Annotated in this window: 14 protein-coding genes; 4 read left to right on the forward strand and 10 right to left on the reverse strand. The window is 58.1% G+C overall.

The window, feature by feature from the left end; genetic code table 11:
• Positions 1 to 7 precede the first annotated feature (7 nt).
• Positions 8 to 2,269, reverse strand: coding sequence for a 5-methyltetrahydropteroyltriglutamate--homocysteine S-methyltransferase (gene metE, locus GXP72_RS21795; protein ID WP_090420948.1), 2,262 nt, complete (start codon positions 2,267 to 2,269; stop codon positions 8 to 10).
• A 115-nt stretch (positions 2,270 to 2,384) separates the two neighbouring features.
• Here metE and metR point away from each other — a divergent pair, with 115 nt between their 5' ends.
• Positions 2,385 to 3,338 carry an HTH-type transcriptional regulator MetR gene (gene metR, locus GXP72_RS21800; protein ID WP_024907993.1) on the forward strand — a complete coding sequence of 318 codons (954 nt, stop codon included), beginning with the start codon at positions 2,385 to 2,387 and terminating at the stop codon, positions 3,336 to 3,338.
• Here the strand turns inward: metR and GXP72_RS21805 are convergent.
• From GXP72_RS21805 to pldB, 3 genes are all read right to left on the reverse strand, one after another.
• The gene (locus tag GXP72_RS21805; protein ID WP_208763337.1) at positions 3,226 to 4,125 is read right to left on the reverse strand and encodes a carboxylate/amino acid/amine transporter; all 900 of its coding nucleotides are present in this window, start codon (positions 4,123 to 4,125) and stop codon (positions 3,226 to 3,228) included. The two genes, metR and GXP72_RS21805, sit on opposite strands and share 113 nt — an antisense overlap.
• A gap of 82 nt (positions 4,126 to 4,207) precedes the next feature.
• A complete protein-coding gene (yigL, locus tag GXP72_RS21810) occupies positions 4,208 to 5,008 on the reverse strand; it encodes a sugar/pyridoxal phosphate phosphatase YigL (RefSeq protein WP_024907991.1) in 801 nt (266 codons plus the stop codon).
• Between the two features lie 31 nt (positions 5,009 to 5,039).
• Positions 5,040 to 6,032, reverse strand: coding sequence for a lysophospholipase L2 (gene pldB, locus GXP72_RS21815; RefSeq protein WP_024907990.1), 993 nt, complete (start codon positions 6,030 to 6,032; stop codon positions 5,040 to 5,042).
• A gap of 109 nt (positions 6,033 to 6,141) precedes the next feature.
• Here pldB and rhtB point away from each other — a divergent pair, with 109 nt between their 5' ends.
• Positions 6,142 to 6,762, forward strand: a complete 621-nt coding sequence (gene rhtB / locus GXP72_RS21820) for a homoserine/homoserine lactone efflux protein (protein ID WP_061716318.1) — start codon at positions 6,142 to 6,144, stop codon at positions 6,760 to 6,762.
• On the opposite strand, the gene rhtC is transcribed toward rhtB, so the two are convergent.
• From rhtC to pldA, 3 genes are all read right to left on the reverse strand, one after another.
• Entirely contained in the window at positions 6,759 to 7,379 is a 621-nt protein-coding gene (gene rhtC, locus GXP72_RS21825) for a threonine export protein RhtC (RefSeq protein WP_024907989.1), read from the reverse strand. The genes rhtB and rhtC overlap by 4 nt on opposite strands.
• Positions 7,380 to 7,440: 61 nt before the next feature.
• Positions 7,441 to 9,270: an ATP-dependent DNA helicase RecQ gene (gene recQ / locus GXP72_RS21830; protein WP_047345452.1), complete on the reverse strand. Its 1,830-nt coding sequence runs from the start codon at positions 9,268 to 9,270 to the stop codon at positions 7,441 to 7,443.
• 90 nt (positions 9,271 to 9,360) lie between these two features.
• Positions 9,361 to 10,230 carry a phospholipase A gene (pldA, locus tag GXP72_RS21835; RefSeq protein ID WP_061716317.1) on the reverse strand — a complete coding sequence of 290 codons (870 nt, stop codon included), beginning with the start codon at positions 10,228 to 10,230 and terminating at the stop codon, positions 9,361 to 9,363.
• Positions 10,231 to 10,393: 163 nt separating this feature from the next.
• On the opposite strand from pldA, the gene yigI reads away from it, so the two are divergent.
• Together yigI and rarD are read left to right on the forward strand one after the other, a co-directional pair.
• Positions 10,394 to 10,861, forward strand: a complete 468-nt coding sequence (yigI, locus tag GXP72_RS21840; protein WP_008501538.1) for an acyl-CoA thioesterase YigI — start codon at positions 10,394 to 10,396, stop codon at positions 10,859 to 10,861.
• A gap of 51 nt (positions 10,862 to 10,912) precedes the next feature.
• The gene (rarD, locus tag GXP72_RS21845) at positions 10,913 to 11,809 is read left to right on the forward strand and encodes an EamA family transporter RarD (protein ID WP_148769912.1); all 897 of its coding nucleotides are present in this window, start codon (positions 10,913 to 10,915) and stop codon (positions 11,807 to 11,809) included.
• Positions 11,810 to 11,892: 83 nt separating this feature from the next.
• On the opposite strand, the gene corA is transcribed toward rarD, so the two are convergent.
• The 3 genes from corA to uvrD all read right to left on the reverse strand — a co-directional run bounded on the left by corA (position 11,893) and on the right by uvrD (position 15,362).
• On the reverse strand, positions 11,893 to 12,843 hold the full coding sequence (gene corA, locus GXP72_RS21850; protein ID WP_008501540.1) for a magnesium/cobalt transporter CorA: 951 nt from the start codon (positions 12,841 to 12,843) through the stop codon (positions 11,893 to 11,895).
• Between the two features lie 150 nt (positions 12,844 to 12,993).
• On the reverse strand, positions 12,994 to 13,050 hold the full coding sequence (ysgD, locus tag GXP72_RS22760) for a YsgD/CorL family protein (RefSeq protein ID WP_212743980.1): 57 nt from the start codon (positions 13,048 to 13,050) through the stop codon (positions 12,994 to 12,996).
• A gap of 149 nt (positions 13,051 to 13,199) precedes the next feature.
• Complete coding sequence (gene uvrD / locus GXP72_RS21855; protein ID WP_032646073.1) at positions 13,200 to 15,362, reverse strand: DNA helicase II; 2,163 nt, start codon at positions 15,360 to 15,362, stop codon at positions 13,200 to 13,202.
• Between the last annotated feature and the right edge of the window lie 18 nt (positions 15,363 to 15,380).

The raw sequence follows: 15,380 nt of genomic DNA on the forward strand, positions 1-15,380 counted from the left end.
GTCACAATTATGCCTGACGCAAGTTCTGTGCTGCCTTCACCATGTTCGCCAGCGCCGCACGCGTCTCCGGCCAGCCGCGGGTTTTCAGGCCGCAGTCCGGGTTCACCCACAGGCGCTCAGCCGGAATGCGCTGGGCCGCTTTTTTCAGCAGGGCTTCAATCCACTCCACGCTCGGCACGTTCGGGGAGTGAATGTCGTACACGCCCGGCCCGATTTCGTTCGGGTACTCGAACTCTTCGAACGACTCCAGCAGCTCCATGTCTGAGCGCGACGTCTCAATGGTGATCACGTCGGCGTCCAGCGCGGCAATCGAATCCATGATGTCGTTAAATTCGCAGTAACACATGTGGGTGTGGATCTGGGTGTCGTCCTTCGCCACCGCGGCGTTGATGCGGAACGCCTCCACACCCCACTGCAGGTAGGCATCCCAGTCGCTGCGACGCAACGGCAGGCCTTCGCGCAGTGCCGGTTCGTCAATCTGAATAATGCCAATGCCTGCTGCTTCCAGATCCGCCACTTCATCACGCAGTGCCAGGGCAATCTGTTTGGCGATGGTTTCACGGGTCACGTCTTCACGCGGGAAGGACCAGCAAAGAATGGTCACCGGACCGGTGAGCATGCCTTTCACCGGCTTGTCCGTGAGGGACTGCGCGTATTTCGCCCACTCCACGGTGATCGCTTCCGTACGGCTGACGTCGCCGATCACCACCGGCGGCTTCACGCAGCGGGAGCCGTAGCTCTGCACCCAGCCGTTCTGGGTAAACACAAAGCCGTCGAGATGCTCACCGAAGTATTCCACCATGTCGTTACGCTCGGCCTCACCGTGTACCAGCACGTCCAGACCCAGACGTTCCTGCTCGATAATCGCCTGCTTGATGTGTTCGGCGATACCGGTGCGATAGTGATTCGCATCCAGATTGCCCTTTTTGAAGTCCAGACGCAGGCCACGGATTTCGGTGGTTTGGGGAAAGGAACCGATGGTGGTGGTCGGCCACGCAGGCAGGTTGAAGCGGGCACGCTGCGCTTCAGCGCGGACTTCATACGGGCTCTGACGCTGGCTGTCCTGGGCGGTGATGGCCGTCAGGCGTTTTTCCACCGCCGGGTTGTGCACGCGCGCCGAGTGACGACGCGCCTGGATCGGTGCGCTCCATTCGGCGATCGCCGCCGTGTCGCCGCTGTTCAGCGCATCGCGCAGCAGCGTCAGCTCTTCGCATTTTTGCAGGGCGAAGGCAAACCAGCTTTTCACCTCGGCATCCAGGCGAGTCTCCACGCTCAGATCGATCGGGCTGTGCAGCAGGGAACAGGACGAAGCCACCCACAGCTCACGTTTGCCGACGATGTCTTTTATTTGAGCGTATTTCCCGGTGAGATCGGCACGCCAGACGTTACGACCGTTAATCAGCCCGGCGGAGAGCAGCCAGTCCACAGGCAGGCGCTTGTGCAGCTCCGCCACATCGTCTTTACCGTGTACGAGGTCAACGTGCAGGCCCTGAACCGGCAACGCGGTAATGGTGTTAAGGTTCGGCGTTACGCCTTCGAAATAGGTGGTCAGCAGCAGCTTCACTTGCCCCGCCAGCGCGTCATACGCCGGTTTGAAGGCATCGAGCCAAACCTTGGGCAGTTCGAGCACCAGCGCCGGCTCGTCGATTTGCACCCACTGAATGCCGCGTTTGCCCAGCTCAATCAGCACCTGTTTGTAGACCGGCAGAATGTCCTTCAGCAGGCTGAGTCGGTCAAACTGCTCGCCTTTTACTTTACCCAGCCACAGGTACGTTACCGGCCCGAGCAGAACCGGTTTCACCTGATGGCCCAGCGCCAGCGCTTCGTCCACTTCATCCAGAAGCTGCGTCCAGGTCAGCCTGAACTGCTGACCTTTTACGAACTCCGGCACCATATAGTGATAGTTAGTGTTAAACCATTTAGTCATTTCCGCCGCTGCCGCTGGCTCACCCGTTGGCGCACGGCCACGGCCGATGCGGAACAGGGTATCGATATCTACCGATCCATCTTTGTTCTGATGACGAGCCGGCACGTTGCCAAGCAGCAGGCTGGTCGTCAGAACATGGTCGTACCAGGCGAAATCGCCCACCGGCAGCAGGTCAATGCCCGCCTGTTTTTGCTGATCCCAGTGACGGGCGCGCAGCTCGCGTCCCACCGCCAGCAGTTCTTCACGGGTGGCGTTCCCCGCCCAGTAGCTTTCTTGCGCTTTTTTCAGCTCGCGACGCAGGCCAACGCGAGGGAAACCGAGTGTGTGATTGCGGATTGTCATGGTGTGCCCCTTGTGAAATTCGTTATTTAGACGTCCAGATGTTTACACATCTATAATTGGCAGGTACTGTATATTCCTCAAGCGCAATATGTTCATGGCGAAGTGAAGGACTTTCATGATCGAGATAAAACACCTGAAAACGCTACAAGCGTTGCGGAACTGCGGCTCGCTCGCGGCTGCGGCTGCCACGCTGCACCAGACCCAGTCCGCCCTTTCTCACCAGTTCAGCGATCTGGAACAACGCCTCGGCTTCCGTCTTTTTGTGCGTAAGAGCCAGCCCCTGCGCTTTACGCCGCAAGGTGAGATACTGTTGCAGCTGGCGAATCAGGTCCTGCCGCAAATCGCCAGCGCGCTGCAGGCGTGTAACGAACCGCAACAAACCACGCTGCGTATCGCCATTGAGTGCCACAGCTGTATTCAGTGGCTGACCCCCGCGCTTGAGAACTTCCGCCAGAAGTGGCCGCAGGTGGAGATGGACTTCAAATCCGGCGTGACGTTCGACCCGCAGCCGTCCCTGCAGCAGGGCGAGCTGGACCTGGTGATGACCTCTGACATCCTGCCGCGCAGCGGCCTGCACTATTCGCCGATGTTTGATTATGAAGTGCGCCTGGTCCTGGCACCGGATCATCCGCTGGCGGCGAAAACGCGCATCACGCCGGAAGACCTGGCGACGGAAACGCTGCTGATTTACCCGGTTCAGCGCAGTCGTCTGGATATCTGGCGCCACTTCCTGCAGCCCGCGGGCATCAGTCCGCAGCTGAAAAGCGTGGATAACACCCTGCTGTTGATTCAGATGGTGGCGGCCAGAATGGGTATCGCGGCGCTGCCGCACTGGGTGGTAGAGAGCTTTGAACGCCAGGGTCTGGTGGTGACCAAAACCCTGGGTGAAGGACTGTGGAGTCGACTGTACGCCGCCGTGCGCGATGGCGAGCAGCGTCAGCCGATTACGGAGGCGTTTATTCGCTCAGCGCGGAACCACGCGTGCGACCATCTTCCGTTTGTGCGGAGCGCGGAGCGACCCAGCGGCGATGGACCCACAGCGAAGCCAGGATCACCGCTCCCCCAATAAGGAAGCTCGGCCAGTGCGGCTGTTGCTGCCAGATGGCGAGGTTGACCAACAACCCAGCCGGGACATGCACATTGTTCATGATCCCCAGCGTACCGGCGTCGACCTGCGTCGCGCCGTAGTTCCATATGAAGTACCCCAACCCGGAAGCCACGACGCCCAGCCAGATCAGCACGCCCCACTGCACGGCGGTGGTCGGCAGCTTGTGCGGGTTACCGAGCATAAACCACGCCGCCACTGCGACAATCGCGGCGCCCATATAAAACCAGGCGAACGCGTTATGCTGCGGCATCGGGCGGGTTTCCATCAGGCGCTTATAGCCCACCATGCCGATGGCGAAACTGATATTGGCGAGCTGGACGAACATCAGTCCGGTCCAGAAGTGATCGCTGACTTTGTCGTAGCGAATAATCGCTGCGCCAATCACCGCCAGCGCCGCGCTAAGCAGGTATCCCCAGCGCAGGCGGCGTTTACTCAGCAGATCGTATATCAGCGTGATGTAGAGCGGCGTCAGCACGGTAAAGAGCAGGAATTCCGAGACGGACAGATAGACGTAAGCCCGGAAGCTGAACAGGTACATGATGCCGAGCTGCATCGCCCCCACCAGCATGTACAGCACAATCGTTTTCAGCGATTGCCCGCGCGTACGCAGAAACGGCAGGAATACCAGCGCCGCCAGCCCCACGCGCATCAGCACCGAGAAGTAGCTGTCGACCGAACCGGCAAGGTATTCGCCAATCAGGCTAAAGGAGAAGGCCCACAGGATAGTGGTGATAATGAGTAGCGCCACAATGCTTGTCTCTCAGAAAGAAGGAGAGGCATTGTAGCGAACTCTTTAGTTGACATCTGAGCAATAAACAACCAAATGAAGATTATTCAAGGAACAGTTTGCGCAGGTATTTCGGTACCGCATTGTCTGCGTTGGTGCCGATCACTTCCAGCTCCGGGTGCAAATCTTTCAGACGCTGGTGCGCATTCTCCATAATGCAGCCCTTGCCTGCCATCGACAGCATTTCGGCATCGTTCATGCCGTCACCAAAGGCGATACAGTCTTTCAGCTCGAAGCCCAGACGTTTCGCGACGGCTTCCAGCGCGTGGCCTTTGGAGACGCCACCCGCCATCACTTCCAGACAGGTCAGGGTTGAGAAGCTCACGTTAACGCGATCGCCCCAGCGGGCGTTGATCGCCTGTTCCAGCGGGAGCAGTTCTTCGTGGCTGTCACAGGTAAAGAACACCTTACTGATCCCCTCCGGCTCCAGCAGACCCGGCTCGTACAGGGAGTAGTTAAATACCGCTTCTTTGAAGAAACGCATTTCATCCGGGCGGTGGCGGTTCATGAACCAGTCGTCGTCACGATAAACGTTGGTGACGATAGCCGGATTATTGTGCACCACGCCAAACAGATCGGCGGCAATATCGCGATCCAGGTTGTGGGTGAAGATCAGGTTGCCGTCGGTATCATGCACGCGCGCACCGTTGGAGGTGATCATGTACGATTTGATCTCAAGATTATCGCGGATCTGCCCCACGTCGACGTGGTGGCGGCCGGTGGCAAACACAAAGTTCACGCCCCGTGCCGTCAGCAGCTTTAGGGTCTCTTTCGCGTAAGGCGACAGGGTGTGGTCAGGGGAAAGCAGCGTGCCATCTAAATCAGATGCAACAACCTGGTACATAGGGATTTCAACCTCTGGTGGAAAACAATAATCAATTATGCCTGTTGAAAAATTCAACAATGGCGTTGAGCGCGACTGAGCGCATAGCGTCCTTTTCAAAAAGGATCTCATGGTACGCGCCGTTAATGACCAGCGGTTTTCCCCCTTCACAAGGGTGACCGGCGGCCGCGCGCAGTTCACAATAGCGGTCATGCATGCGGTTATCCACCACACGCTCTTCTTCCGCCTGAATCAGGAGTGTTGGTGTATCGTCATTGCCGACACCCGCCAGAACCTGCTCACCGGCAAGGATACCTTCCCGCACCCAGTGGTAGGTCGGGCCCCCCACGCGCAGGCGCGGTTCATCGGCATAAAAACGCAGGTTACGACGATACCGCTGGCGACTGTGGGTCAGCACGTTCATCGCAAACGGCAGTGCCCGCCAGCGTCCCGTCCCGATGGCATAGCCTTCCCGAATGCGCTGATGGCCCTCAGCCCAGTCAAGAATATGACGCACCATCCAGTCAGGAAAACGCATGACGATGCCATACATCGGCGCGGTGAGCGCAATGGCGTCGCACTGGTGAGCGTGGCGCTGTAAAAACAGCGTTGAAATCGCACCGCCCATCGAGTGCGCCAGAATATAGCGCTTCCGCCAGGGGCCGGGCTCGACCTCCTGCTGCCAGAACGCGGCAAGATCGTCGACGTAATCGCTGAAGTTATCCACGTGGCCGCGATGCGTATCCGATAGCAGGCGGCCAGAAAGCCCCTGCCCGCGGTGATCGATAATCAACACATCGAAGCCCAGATGGAACAGGTCATAGGCCAGTTCGGCGTATTTGATATAGCTCTCGATACGCCCGGGGCAAACCACGATGACCCGGTCATTTTTCTTATCGTGAAAACGCACAAAGCGTACCGGTATATCACCGACGCCCGTAAACTCATCTTCCTCACGCTGGCGCCAGAAATCGGTCAGCGGCCCCATGGAGAAAGCAGCAAATGCGTTTTCTCGTGTTTCCCAGTCCTTTTTCTGCTGAAACATCGGGTTTCTACTCACCTAAGCCAAGGAATATCGTTTTTTCGTAACCGGTCACAAAATGACTCAACAATAGCGTATTGTGGCATAAAAACAGACGATTCGGGAGTTTCAAATGACCTTCGAGTGGTGGTTCGCTTACCTGCTGACATCCATCATCCTTAGCCTTTCACCGGGCTCGGGCGCCATTAACACCATGACCACCTCCATCAACCACGGCTATCGCGGTGCGGCGGCGTCAATTGCCGGTTTGCAAACCGGGCTGGGCATTCATATCATGCTGGTTGGGATTGGTCTGGGGACTCTGTTCTCCCGCTCCGTGCTGGCCTTTGAGGTGCTGAAATGGGCCGGAGCGGCGTATCTGATTTGGCTCGGCATCCAGCAGTGGCGCGCGGCAGGCTCCATCAACCTGAACACGCTCGCGCAGACGCAAAACCGCGGTCATCTGTTTAAGCGTGCGGTGTTCGTCAACCTGACCAACCCGAAGAGCATCGTGTTCCTCGCCGCGCTGTTCCCGCAGTTTATCGTGCCGCATCAGCCCCAGGTGATGCAGTACGTGGTGCTGGGCGCGACCACCATTATCGTCGATATCATCGTGATGATTGGTTACGCGACGCTGGCGCAGCGGATTGCGGCGTGGATTAAAGGGCCTAAGCAGATGAAGGCCCTGAATAAAGTCTTTGGCTCGCTGTTTATGCTGGTTGGCGCGCTGCTTGCGTCAGCGCGTCATGCTTAGCGAGAAATGATGAGATGAATGCCGAAGCCGGCGAACAGCGCGCCGGCGAAGCCATCAATCCACTTCGCGATACGCTGGTAGCCGCGGCGCATCGCCGGTAAGGCGAACAGGCTTGCCACGATGGTAAACCAGGCAAAGGTTTCAACAACGATCAGCAGGAAGATGCCCCAGCGTGCGCCCGCACCGACGCTATCGCCGACAAACAGCGAGAACACGGAGCCGAAATAGATAATCGCTTTTGGGTTCGCCAGATTGGTCAGCAGCCCTTTTACAAAGCTGCGGCCGCCCGTTGCCAGCTCCACCTTTGGCTCTTCCGGTTTTTTCTGCTCTTTCTTCAGCGCCCCGCGCAGCATCTGGTAGCCCATCCAGCACAGGTACAGCCCGCCGCCGACCATAATGATGTTATGCAGCCAGGCCATCTTCGCCAGGATCAGGTTCAGACCGAGCAGCGCGACTGCCGCCCAGACCATAACGCCCATGGTGATACCGAGCACGCCCATCATCGCCTCTTTGCGGGAGCGGCTGACGGCCGTTTGTGACACGAAGAAAAAGTCCGGTCCCGGGCTCATCAGCGCAACGATGTGCACTAACGCCACGGTGAGAAATAGCATCAACATAATTAACTCGCGGGGAAATAATTCAGTGAGTCATCATCCTGGCACTTTTTCGCCCGGCTGACTACTCCTCATCATCACCATCGGCGTGAGAGCGGATGAGCGCCATAAACTCTTTACCGAAGCGCTCCAGCTTGCGCGTCCCCACGCCGTTGACGCTGAGCATCTCGCTGGCGCTGAGCGGCATCTGCTCGGCCATCTCGATGAGCGTCGCGTCGTTGAACACCACGTAAGGCGGGATGTTCTCTTCGTCGGCGATGGCCTTACGCAGCTTGCGCAGTTTGGCGAAAAGCTTGCGGTCGTAGTTGCCGCCGTAGGATTTCTGCATCACCCGCGGCTTCAGAGCGATGACGCGCGGCACGGCGAGCTTGAGCTCAACGTCACCGCGCAGCACCGGACGCGCGGCCTCCGTGAGCTGAAGCGCGGAGTGCTGGGCAATGTTCTGCGTGGCAAAGCCGAGGTGAATGAGCTGGCGAATGATGCTCACCCAGTGCTCGTGGCTCTGGTCCTTGCCAATACCGTAGACAGGCAGCTTGTCGTGGCCCATGTCGCGGATACGCTGATTGTTGGCACCGCGCAGCACTTCCACCACGTAGCCCATCCCGAAGCGCTGGTTCACGCGGTAAATGGTCGAGAGCGCCTTACGCGCGTCCATCAGACCATCGTACTGTTTCGGCGGATCCAGGCAGATATCGCAGTTGCCGCAAGGCTCCTGGCGCCCTTCACCAAAGTAGTTGAGCAGCACCAGACGGCGGCAGGTTTGCGCTTCAGCAAACGCGCCCATCGCGTTGAGCTTGTGGCGCTCAATATCCTGGAGCTGCCCCTGCGGTTTCTCTTCCAGACAGCGGCGCAGCCACGCCATATCGGCCGGATCGTAAAACAGCATCGCTTCCGCAGGCAGACCGTCACGTCCGGCGCGACCGGTTTCCTGATAGTAGGATTCGATATTGCGCGGGATGTCGAAGTGCACCACAAAGCGCACGTTCGGCTTGTTAATCCCCATCCCGAACGCCACCGTCGCAACCACGATTTGCAGGTCGTCGCGCTGGAATTTCTCCTGCACGTCGGCGCGGATGTGGTTCTCTAACCCGGCGTGATACGCGGCGGCGCTAAAGCCGCGGTTTTGCAGACGCGCGGCGGTGTCTTCCACCTTCGCACGGCTGTTGCAGTAGATGATGCCGGACTTGCCGCGCTGCTCCTGGACGTAGCGCAGGAGCTGATCCAGCGGCTTGAACTTTTCCATCAGCATATAGCGGATGTTAGGGCGGTCGAAGCTGCTGACCTGAATATAGGGGTCGTTCAGCCCGAGCAGACGAACGATATCCAGCCGCGTGGTGTCATCCGCCGTGGCGGTGAGCGCCATAAACGGCAGCTCGGGGAAGCGCTGACGCAGCTGGCCGAGGGCAGCGTATTCCGGGCGGAAATCGTGTCCCCACTGGGAGATACAGTGCGCTTCATCTACCGCCAGCAGCACCGGGTTCCAGTGCGCGAGATGGTCGAGGAAGTTATCCAGCATCAGGCGTTCCGGGGCGATATACAGCAGGCGGATCTGCCCGGTGCGGCACCCGGCCATCACCTCTTGCTGCTGCTCCCGGGTTTGCGTGGAGTTAAGACAGGCGGCCGCGACGCCGTTGGCGAGCAGCTGGTCAACCTGGTCTTTCATCAGAGAAATGAGTGGGGATACCACGACCGTCAGGCCGTTAAGCACCAGCGCGGGCACCTGATAACAGAGGGACTTACCGCCGCCGGTCGGCATCACCACCAGGCAGTCACGGCCTTCGAGCACCGTTTCAATGATGGTTTCCTGGCCAGGGCGGAACTGCTGGTAGCCAAAGGTTTCATGCAAAACCTGTTTAGCCAGCGACTCCTGATTCAATACTTCCGCCTGCGCCACGTTAACCCCATATGCCTGAAATGAAACAGGCGCTATTTTCAGCGCCTGAGAGAGAAACTTCAACGTTTAACGCAAAAACATTCGAGCAGCCTAGAGAATATCGTTCAGCATCACGCCCACGCCGATGCGGGTCTGGTTGAAGTTGTAATCGATAAGCGACTCGCCGTAACCGCTGTACACCTGAGTATAGATGCGGACATGCTTCGTCATTGGGTAGCTTAAGCCCACTTCCGCACCACCGTAGCCGGTGTTCCAGTTGTACTGGCCTTTGGCGCTGAGCACGGCATCACCTAGCTGGTAGCCGACCTTGAGCTGGTAATAGCCCATATATTTGGTGATATCCGGGTTGTCATCGGTTTCGCCCACCACATACCACGGCTTCACTTCCACCATCCAGTTACCGTTCTGCGCCATCAGACGCGTATAGGCACGGTTCCAGCTGCGCGAGGTGGGATCGGAACGTCCGTTAGAATCATGGTTAAAGCCCACTTCGATATCACGCAGCGTCCAGCCCGCAAACTCATAATCCGTTGCAAAACCGAGGAACAGCTGCGGCTCATAGTTGGTTTCACGGAACGGTGAGGACTCTCCGCTGTTAGAGAGCTGCCACCAGGATTTCTGCGTGTAAGACGCCCCGAGAACCGAGTTCGGCCCCAGAATACCGCGCCAGAACGGGAATGCCAGGCTGAGCTGGAACTTCACCTCATCTTTACGCGCATTATCGGACCAGTTATAGGAGCTTATCGCCTCTTTGTTGAGATCGCTGGTCTGGGTGTAAATCACGTAGTTGGTGTCATACGGATAGAGCGTGAACGGATTGTCATGTTCCTGAAGAAGGTTCGCGATAATGCTACCGTGAACGGCAGGTTTATCATGCACCTCTTTGATCGTCGCTTCCTGCGCATATGCTGTGAAGGGCAGCGCAACCGCCGCCAGTAACCAGGCCAGATACGTCCGCATCGGTGGTGTTCTCCTGCAAAAGAGTAAAATTACCTGAATAGTTATGTGGCGGACATTCTACAGACTTCTGCGACAACTGCTGCATCCTCGTTTCTGAAAGTGGCATTCCTTGTTGCCGCGGCATAAAATCAACATTTCGTTAACAATAAGGATGTGATGCCTCATGTCAGCCATGCTTACCGCCGAAGAAGTGTTAAAACTCGTGGGCGAGATTTTTGTTTACCATATGCCGTTTAACCGCGCGCTGGGACTGGAGCTGGAGCGTTACGAGAAAGACTTTGCCCAACTGAGCTTCAACAACCAGCCGATGATGGTGGGTAACTGGGCGCAAAGTATTTTGCACGGCGGTGTGATTGCCTCCGCGCTGGACGTGGCGGCAGGTCTGGTCTGCGTGGGAAGTACGCTGACCCGCCATGACACCATCAACGAAGACGAACTTCGCCAGCGTCTGGCGCGCATGGGTACTATCGACTTACGCGTCGACTATCTTCGCCCGGGACGCGGAAATCGCTTTACCTGTACCAGCAGCCTGCTGCGCGCGGGGAATAAAGTCGCCGTGGCGCGCGTTGAGTTACACAACGAAGAACAGGTGTATATCGCCAGCGCAACCGCCACTTATATGGTGGGTTGAGGCGGCAAAATCGGGTAAAATTAATTCACTTTTTTGTAACGGATTTTCCCGATGGATGCTAAACAGACGCGGCAGGGCGTTTTACTCGCCCTTGCCGCTTATTTTATTTGGGGTATCGCCCCGGCGTATTTCAAGCTTATCGCCTACGTTCCGGCCGATGAGATCCTGACTCACCGCGTTATCTGGTCATTCTTCTTTATGATCGCGCTGATGAGCCTCAGCCGTCAGTGGTCGGGCGTCAAAACGCTGTTTAAAACCCCTAAAAAGGTCTTCCTGCTGGCGCTCTCAGCGGTGCTGATTGGCGGCAACTGGCTGCTGTTTATCTGGGCGGTGAATAACCATCACATGCTCGAAGCGAGCCTGGGGTACTTCATTAACCCGCTGGTAAACATCGTGCTGGGGATGATTTTCCTCGGCGAACGCTTCCGCCGGATGCAGTGGTTAGCGGTCCTTCTGGCCTTCTGCGGCGTACTGGTGCAGCTGTGGACCTTCGGCTCGCTGCCGATTATCGCCCTCGGTCTGGCGTTCAGCTTTGCCTTCTACGGCCTGGTACGCAAGAAGATTGCGGTGGAAGCGCAGACGGGGATGCTGTTTGAAACCCTCTGGCTGCTGCCGGTGGCGGCGATTTATCTCTTCGGCATCGCCAACAGCCCAACCAGCCACATGGGCAGCAACCCGTGGTCGCTGAACCTGATGCTGATGGCGGCGGGCGTGGTGACCACCATTCCTCTGCTGTGCTTCACCGGTGCCGCGACGCGTCTGCGTCTCTCCACGCTGGGCTTCTTCCAGTACATTGGCCCGACGCTGATGTTCCTGCTGGCAGTGGTGTTTTACGGAGAGGTACCGGGGGCGGATAAGATGGTGACGTTCGCCTTTATCTGGGTGGCGCTGGCGATCTTTGTTGCGGATGCGATTTATACCCAACGCAGAATGCGCAAAGGGCTGTGATGTTGCCCTCACCCTAACCCTCTCCCACAGGGAGAGGGAATTCGATCGTAGGGCGGGTAAGCGCAGCGCCACCCGCCAGTTTTTTACAGCCAGTTCCGGCGTTTGAAATAGAGATACGGCGCCAGCCCCGCGAGGATCATAAAGATAATCGCCCCCGGGTAACCAAAGCTCCACTTCAGCTCCGGCATAAACTCGAAGTTCATCCCGTAGCTGGATGCCACCAGCGTCGGCGGCAGGAACACCACGGACACCACCGAGAAGATCTTGATGATGCGGTTCTGCTCGATGTTGATAAAGCCCATCGCCGCCTGCATCAGGAAGTTGACCTTCTGGAACAGGGATTCGTTGTGCGGCAGCAGGGACTCGATATCTCGTAAGATCTCACGCGCCTGCTCCAGCTGACCGCCCGGCAGACGCGCCTTGCGCACCAGGAAGTTCAGCGCGCGCTGGGTATCCATCAGACACAAGCGCACCTTCCAGCCGATATCTTCCAGCTCCGCCAGCGTGGAGAGCGCTTCGTCGTACTCATCGCCCTGATGGCCTTCCATGATCACGCGGCTCAGCTTTTCCAGATCGCTGTAGATGTTTTCAATTTCGTCCGCCAGCTGTTCAATTTTGGTCTCGAACAGATCGAGCAGCAGCTCGTACGCGTTGCCGTCCACCATTGCCTGGCTGCGGGCGCGCATGCGGTAGAGACGGAATGCTGGTAGCTCGCGCTCGCGCAGGGTGAACAAACGGCCGTCGCGAATGGTAAACGCCACGGTGGAGTTACCCGCGTGGTCTTCCGCATCTTCAAAGAAGAAGAAGGAGTGAATGTGCAGACCGTCTTCATCTTCAAAAAAACGGGCGGATGCTTCGATGTCTTCCAGTTCCGGGCGGGTTGCCAGGCTTTGCCCCAGCTCAGATTGTACGCGAAGGCGCTCATCGTCGTCCGGCTCGACCAGATCCACCCATACGGCATCAATGAGGGGCTGTGACTCTTCGGCTTCAAGCCGAGTCAGTCGGTTATTTTCGAGTTGAAATGCGCTCAACATGACCGGGACTCCCAATGCAAAAAATATCGGACAGTTCGGTGGGCACACAGAAACAAATTGGGTTTCAGACCATTAAACAGCCTGACTCAGCGCGACGGGAATAGAGCAGTCGCTGACAACCACTAAGGCCATCAGCAAGAGGAGATAGCCTTAGGAGTTGTTCCTGGATGACAGGGAATTGAGCCAGTATCTACTGGGTGTGTCCAAGGCGAATGTCCTCTTAGCGTAATCGTGCGCGCATGTTACGCCAGCTATAACTGTGGCGTCAACACGCAACGGAACGCTGAAGGGCATTAATTGACCTTCACTGTATAAGGCTAGCAGATTATTACAAAATAATGATATTTTTCTGAATGTTAGACTGTTTCCAGCTTGGCGTAGGCCGCCACCAGCCATTTGATCCCCTGCCCCTGGAACGCCACCTGCAGGCGGCTATGCTCGCCGCTGCCTTCCAGATTCACAATGGTACCTTCACCAAACTTCGAATGGCGCACGCGCTGGCCCAGCTTGTAGCCGGTATCGGTTTCCGCAATCGGCGAGCCCATGCGCTGATGGCTGACCGGACGGCTGATGCTCGCCCGCAGACGCACCTCTTCCACGCACTCTTCCGGCAGTTCACCGATAAAGCGCGACGGACGGTGGTAGACCTCTTTACCGTACAGACGGCGGGTTTCGGCGTAGGTCAGCGTCAGCTTTTGCATCGCACGCGTCACGCCCACGTAGGCCAGACGACGCTCCTCTTCCAGACGGCCGCCTTCATCCAGCGACATCTGGCTCGGGAACATCCCCTCTTCCATGCCAACAATGAACACCTGCGGGAACTCCAGACCTTTGGCGGAGTGCAGGGTCATCAGCTGAACCGCATCCTGCCAGGTGTCCGCCTGCCCTTCACCCGCTTCCAGCGCGGCGTGGGAGAGGAACGCCTGCAGCGGCATCAGGTCTTCGTCTTCTTCGTTGTAGCTGAACTGGCGCGTTGCCGTGACCAGTTCCTCTAAGTTCTCAATACGGGTCTGGCCCTTCTCGCCTTTCTCCTGCTCGTACATGGTGCGCAGGCCGGAGTCTTTAATCACCCGATCGGTCTGCACGTGCAGCGGCATGTCGGCGGTTTCCTGCGCCAGGGCGTCAATCAGCTCAAGGAAGCGCTGTAATGCGCTGGCGGCACGTCCGGCGAGGGCCTTTTCCTGCAGCAGCTCGCGGCACGCCTGCCACAGCGTCAGCTGGCGGTCGCGCGAGGCCTGACGCACCACGTCCAGCGTACGGTCGCCAATCCCGCGGGTTGGGGTGTTCACCACGCGCTCAAACGCCGCGTCGTCGTTACGGTTGGCAATCAGACGCAGATACGAGAGCGCATCTTTGATTTCCTGGCGTTCGAAGAAGCGCATGCCGCCGTAAATGCGGTACGGCATGCTCACCTGCAGCAGCGCCTCTTCCAGCACGCGCGACTGGGCGTTGCTGCGATAGAGAATGGCACACTGCTCCAGCGCGCCGCCGTTGTCCTGCCAGGTTTTGATGCGGTTGACCACGAAGCGCGCTTCGTCGAGTTCGTTAAACGCGCAGTAAATCGAAATCGGTTCGCCGTCGACGCCGTCGGTCCACAGCTTTTTACCCAGACGCCCGTTGTTGTTCTCAATCAGGGCGTTGGCCGCGCTCAGAATGTTGCTGGTTGAGCGGTAGTTCTGCTCCAGACGGATAGTTTCCGCGCCGGGGAAATCGTTGAGGAAGCGCTGGATGTTCTCCACCTGCGCCCCGCGCCAGCCGTAGATCGACTGGTCGTCATCGCCCACGATCATCACCTTGCCGGTATCACCGGCCAGCAGACGGATCCATGCGTACTGGATGTTGTTGGTATCCTGGAATTCGTCCACTAGGATATTGGTAAAGCGTTCACGGTAGTGCTGCAGAATGTGCGGCTTGTTGAGCCACAGCTCGTGGGCGCGCAGCAGCAGCTCGGCGAAATCCACCAGGCCGGCGCGATCGCACGCTTCCTGATAGGCCTTGTAGACGTTCTGCCAGGTCTGCTCGACCGGGTTGCCGAAGCTCTGAATGTGGTGCGGGCGCAGCCCTTCGTCTTTCTGGCCGTTGATGTACCACATCGCCTGACGCGGCGGCCACTGCTTCTCGTCGAGGTTCATCGCCTTGATCAGGCGCTTCAGCAGACGGAGCTGGTCTTCGCTGTCGAGGATCTGGAAATCCTGCGGCAGGTTGGCGTCCATGTGGTGCGCACGCAGCAGGCGGTGCGCCAGACCGTGGAAGGTACCGACCCACATGCCGCCCTGGCTGGTGCCCATCAGCTGGGCGATGCGGTGGCGCATCTCCGCCGCCGCCTTGTTGGTGAACGTGACCGCCATGATGGAGTACGGCGAGCAGTTTTCCACGCTCTGCAGCCAGGCGATACGGTGAACCAGCACGCGCGTCTTACCACTGCCCGCCCCAGCCAGCACCAGCAGGTTGGTGCGCGAGGCGGCAACCGCGTCACGCTGTTTGTCATTAAGGCTGTCGAGCAGGTAAGAAACGTCCATTGGCACCGTCACGTCATG

The sequence above is a fragment of the Enterobacter sp. SES19 genome (genome assembly GCF_011765665.1).
Taxonomy (GTDB): Bacteria; Pseudomonadota; Gammaproteobacteria; order Enterobacterales; family Enterobacteriaceae; genus Enterobacter; species Enterobacter pseudoroggenkampii.

Coding starts and splice junctions, on each gene's coding strand:
- uvrD (WP_032646073.1), bottom strand. CDS start 15,362: ATGGACGTTTCTTACCTGCTCGACAGCCTTAATGACAAACAGCGTGAC.
- metR (WP_024907993.1), top strand. CDS start 2,385: ATGATCGAGATAAAACACCTGAAAACGCTACAAGCGTTGCGGAACTGC.
- yigI (WP_008501538.1), top strand. CDS start 10,394: ATGTCAGCCATGCTTACCGCCGAAGAAGTGTTAAAACTCGTGGGCGAG.
- rarD (WP_148769912.1), top strand. CDS start 10,913: ATGGATGCTAAACAGACGCGGCAGGGCGTTTTACTCGCCCTTGCCGCT.
- yigL (WP_024907991.1), bottom strand. CDS start 5,008: ATGTACCAGGTTGTTGCATCTGATTTAGATGGCACGCTGCTTTCCCCT.
- metE (WP_090420948.1), bottom strand. CDS start 2,269: ATGACAATCCGCAATCACACACTCGGTTTCCCTCGCGTTGGCCTGCGT.
- rhtB (WP_061716318.1), top strand. CDS start 6,142: ATGACCTTCGAGTGGTGGTTCGCTTACCTGCTGACATCCATCATCCTT.
- pldA (WP_061716317.1), bottom strand. CDS start 10,230: ATGCGGACGTATCTGGCCTGGTTACTGGCGGCGGTTGCGCTGCCCTTC.
- rhtC (WP_024907989.1), bottom strand. CDS start 7,379: ATGTTGATGCTATTTCTCACCGTGGCGTTAGTGCACATCGTTGCGCTG.
- corA (WP_008501540.1), bottom strand. CDS start 12,843: ATGTTGAGCGCATTTCAACTCGAAAATAACCGACTGACTCGGCTTGAA.
- pldB (WP_024907990.1), bottom strand. CDS start 6,032: ATGTTTCAGCAGAAAAAGGACTGGGAAACACGAGAAAACGCATTTGCT.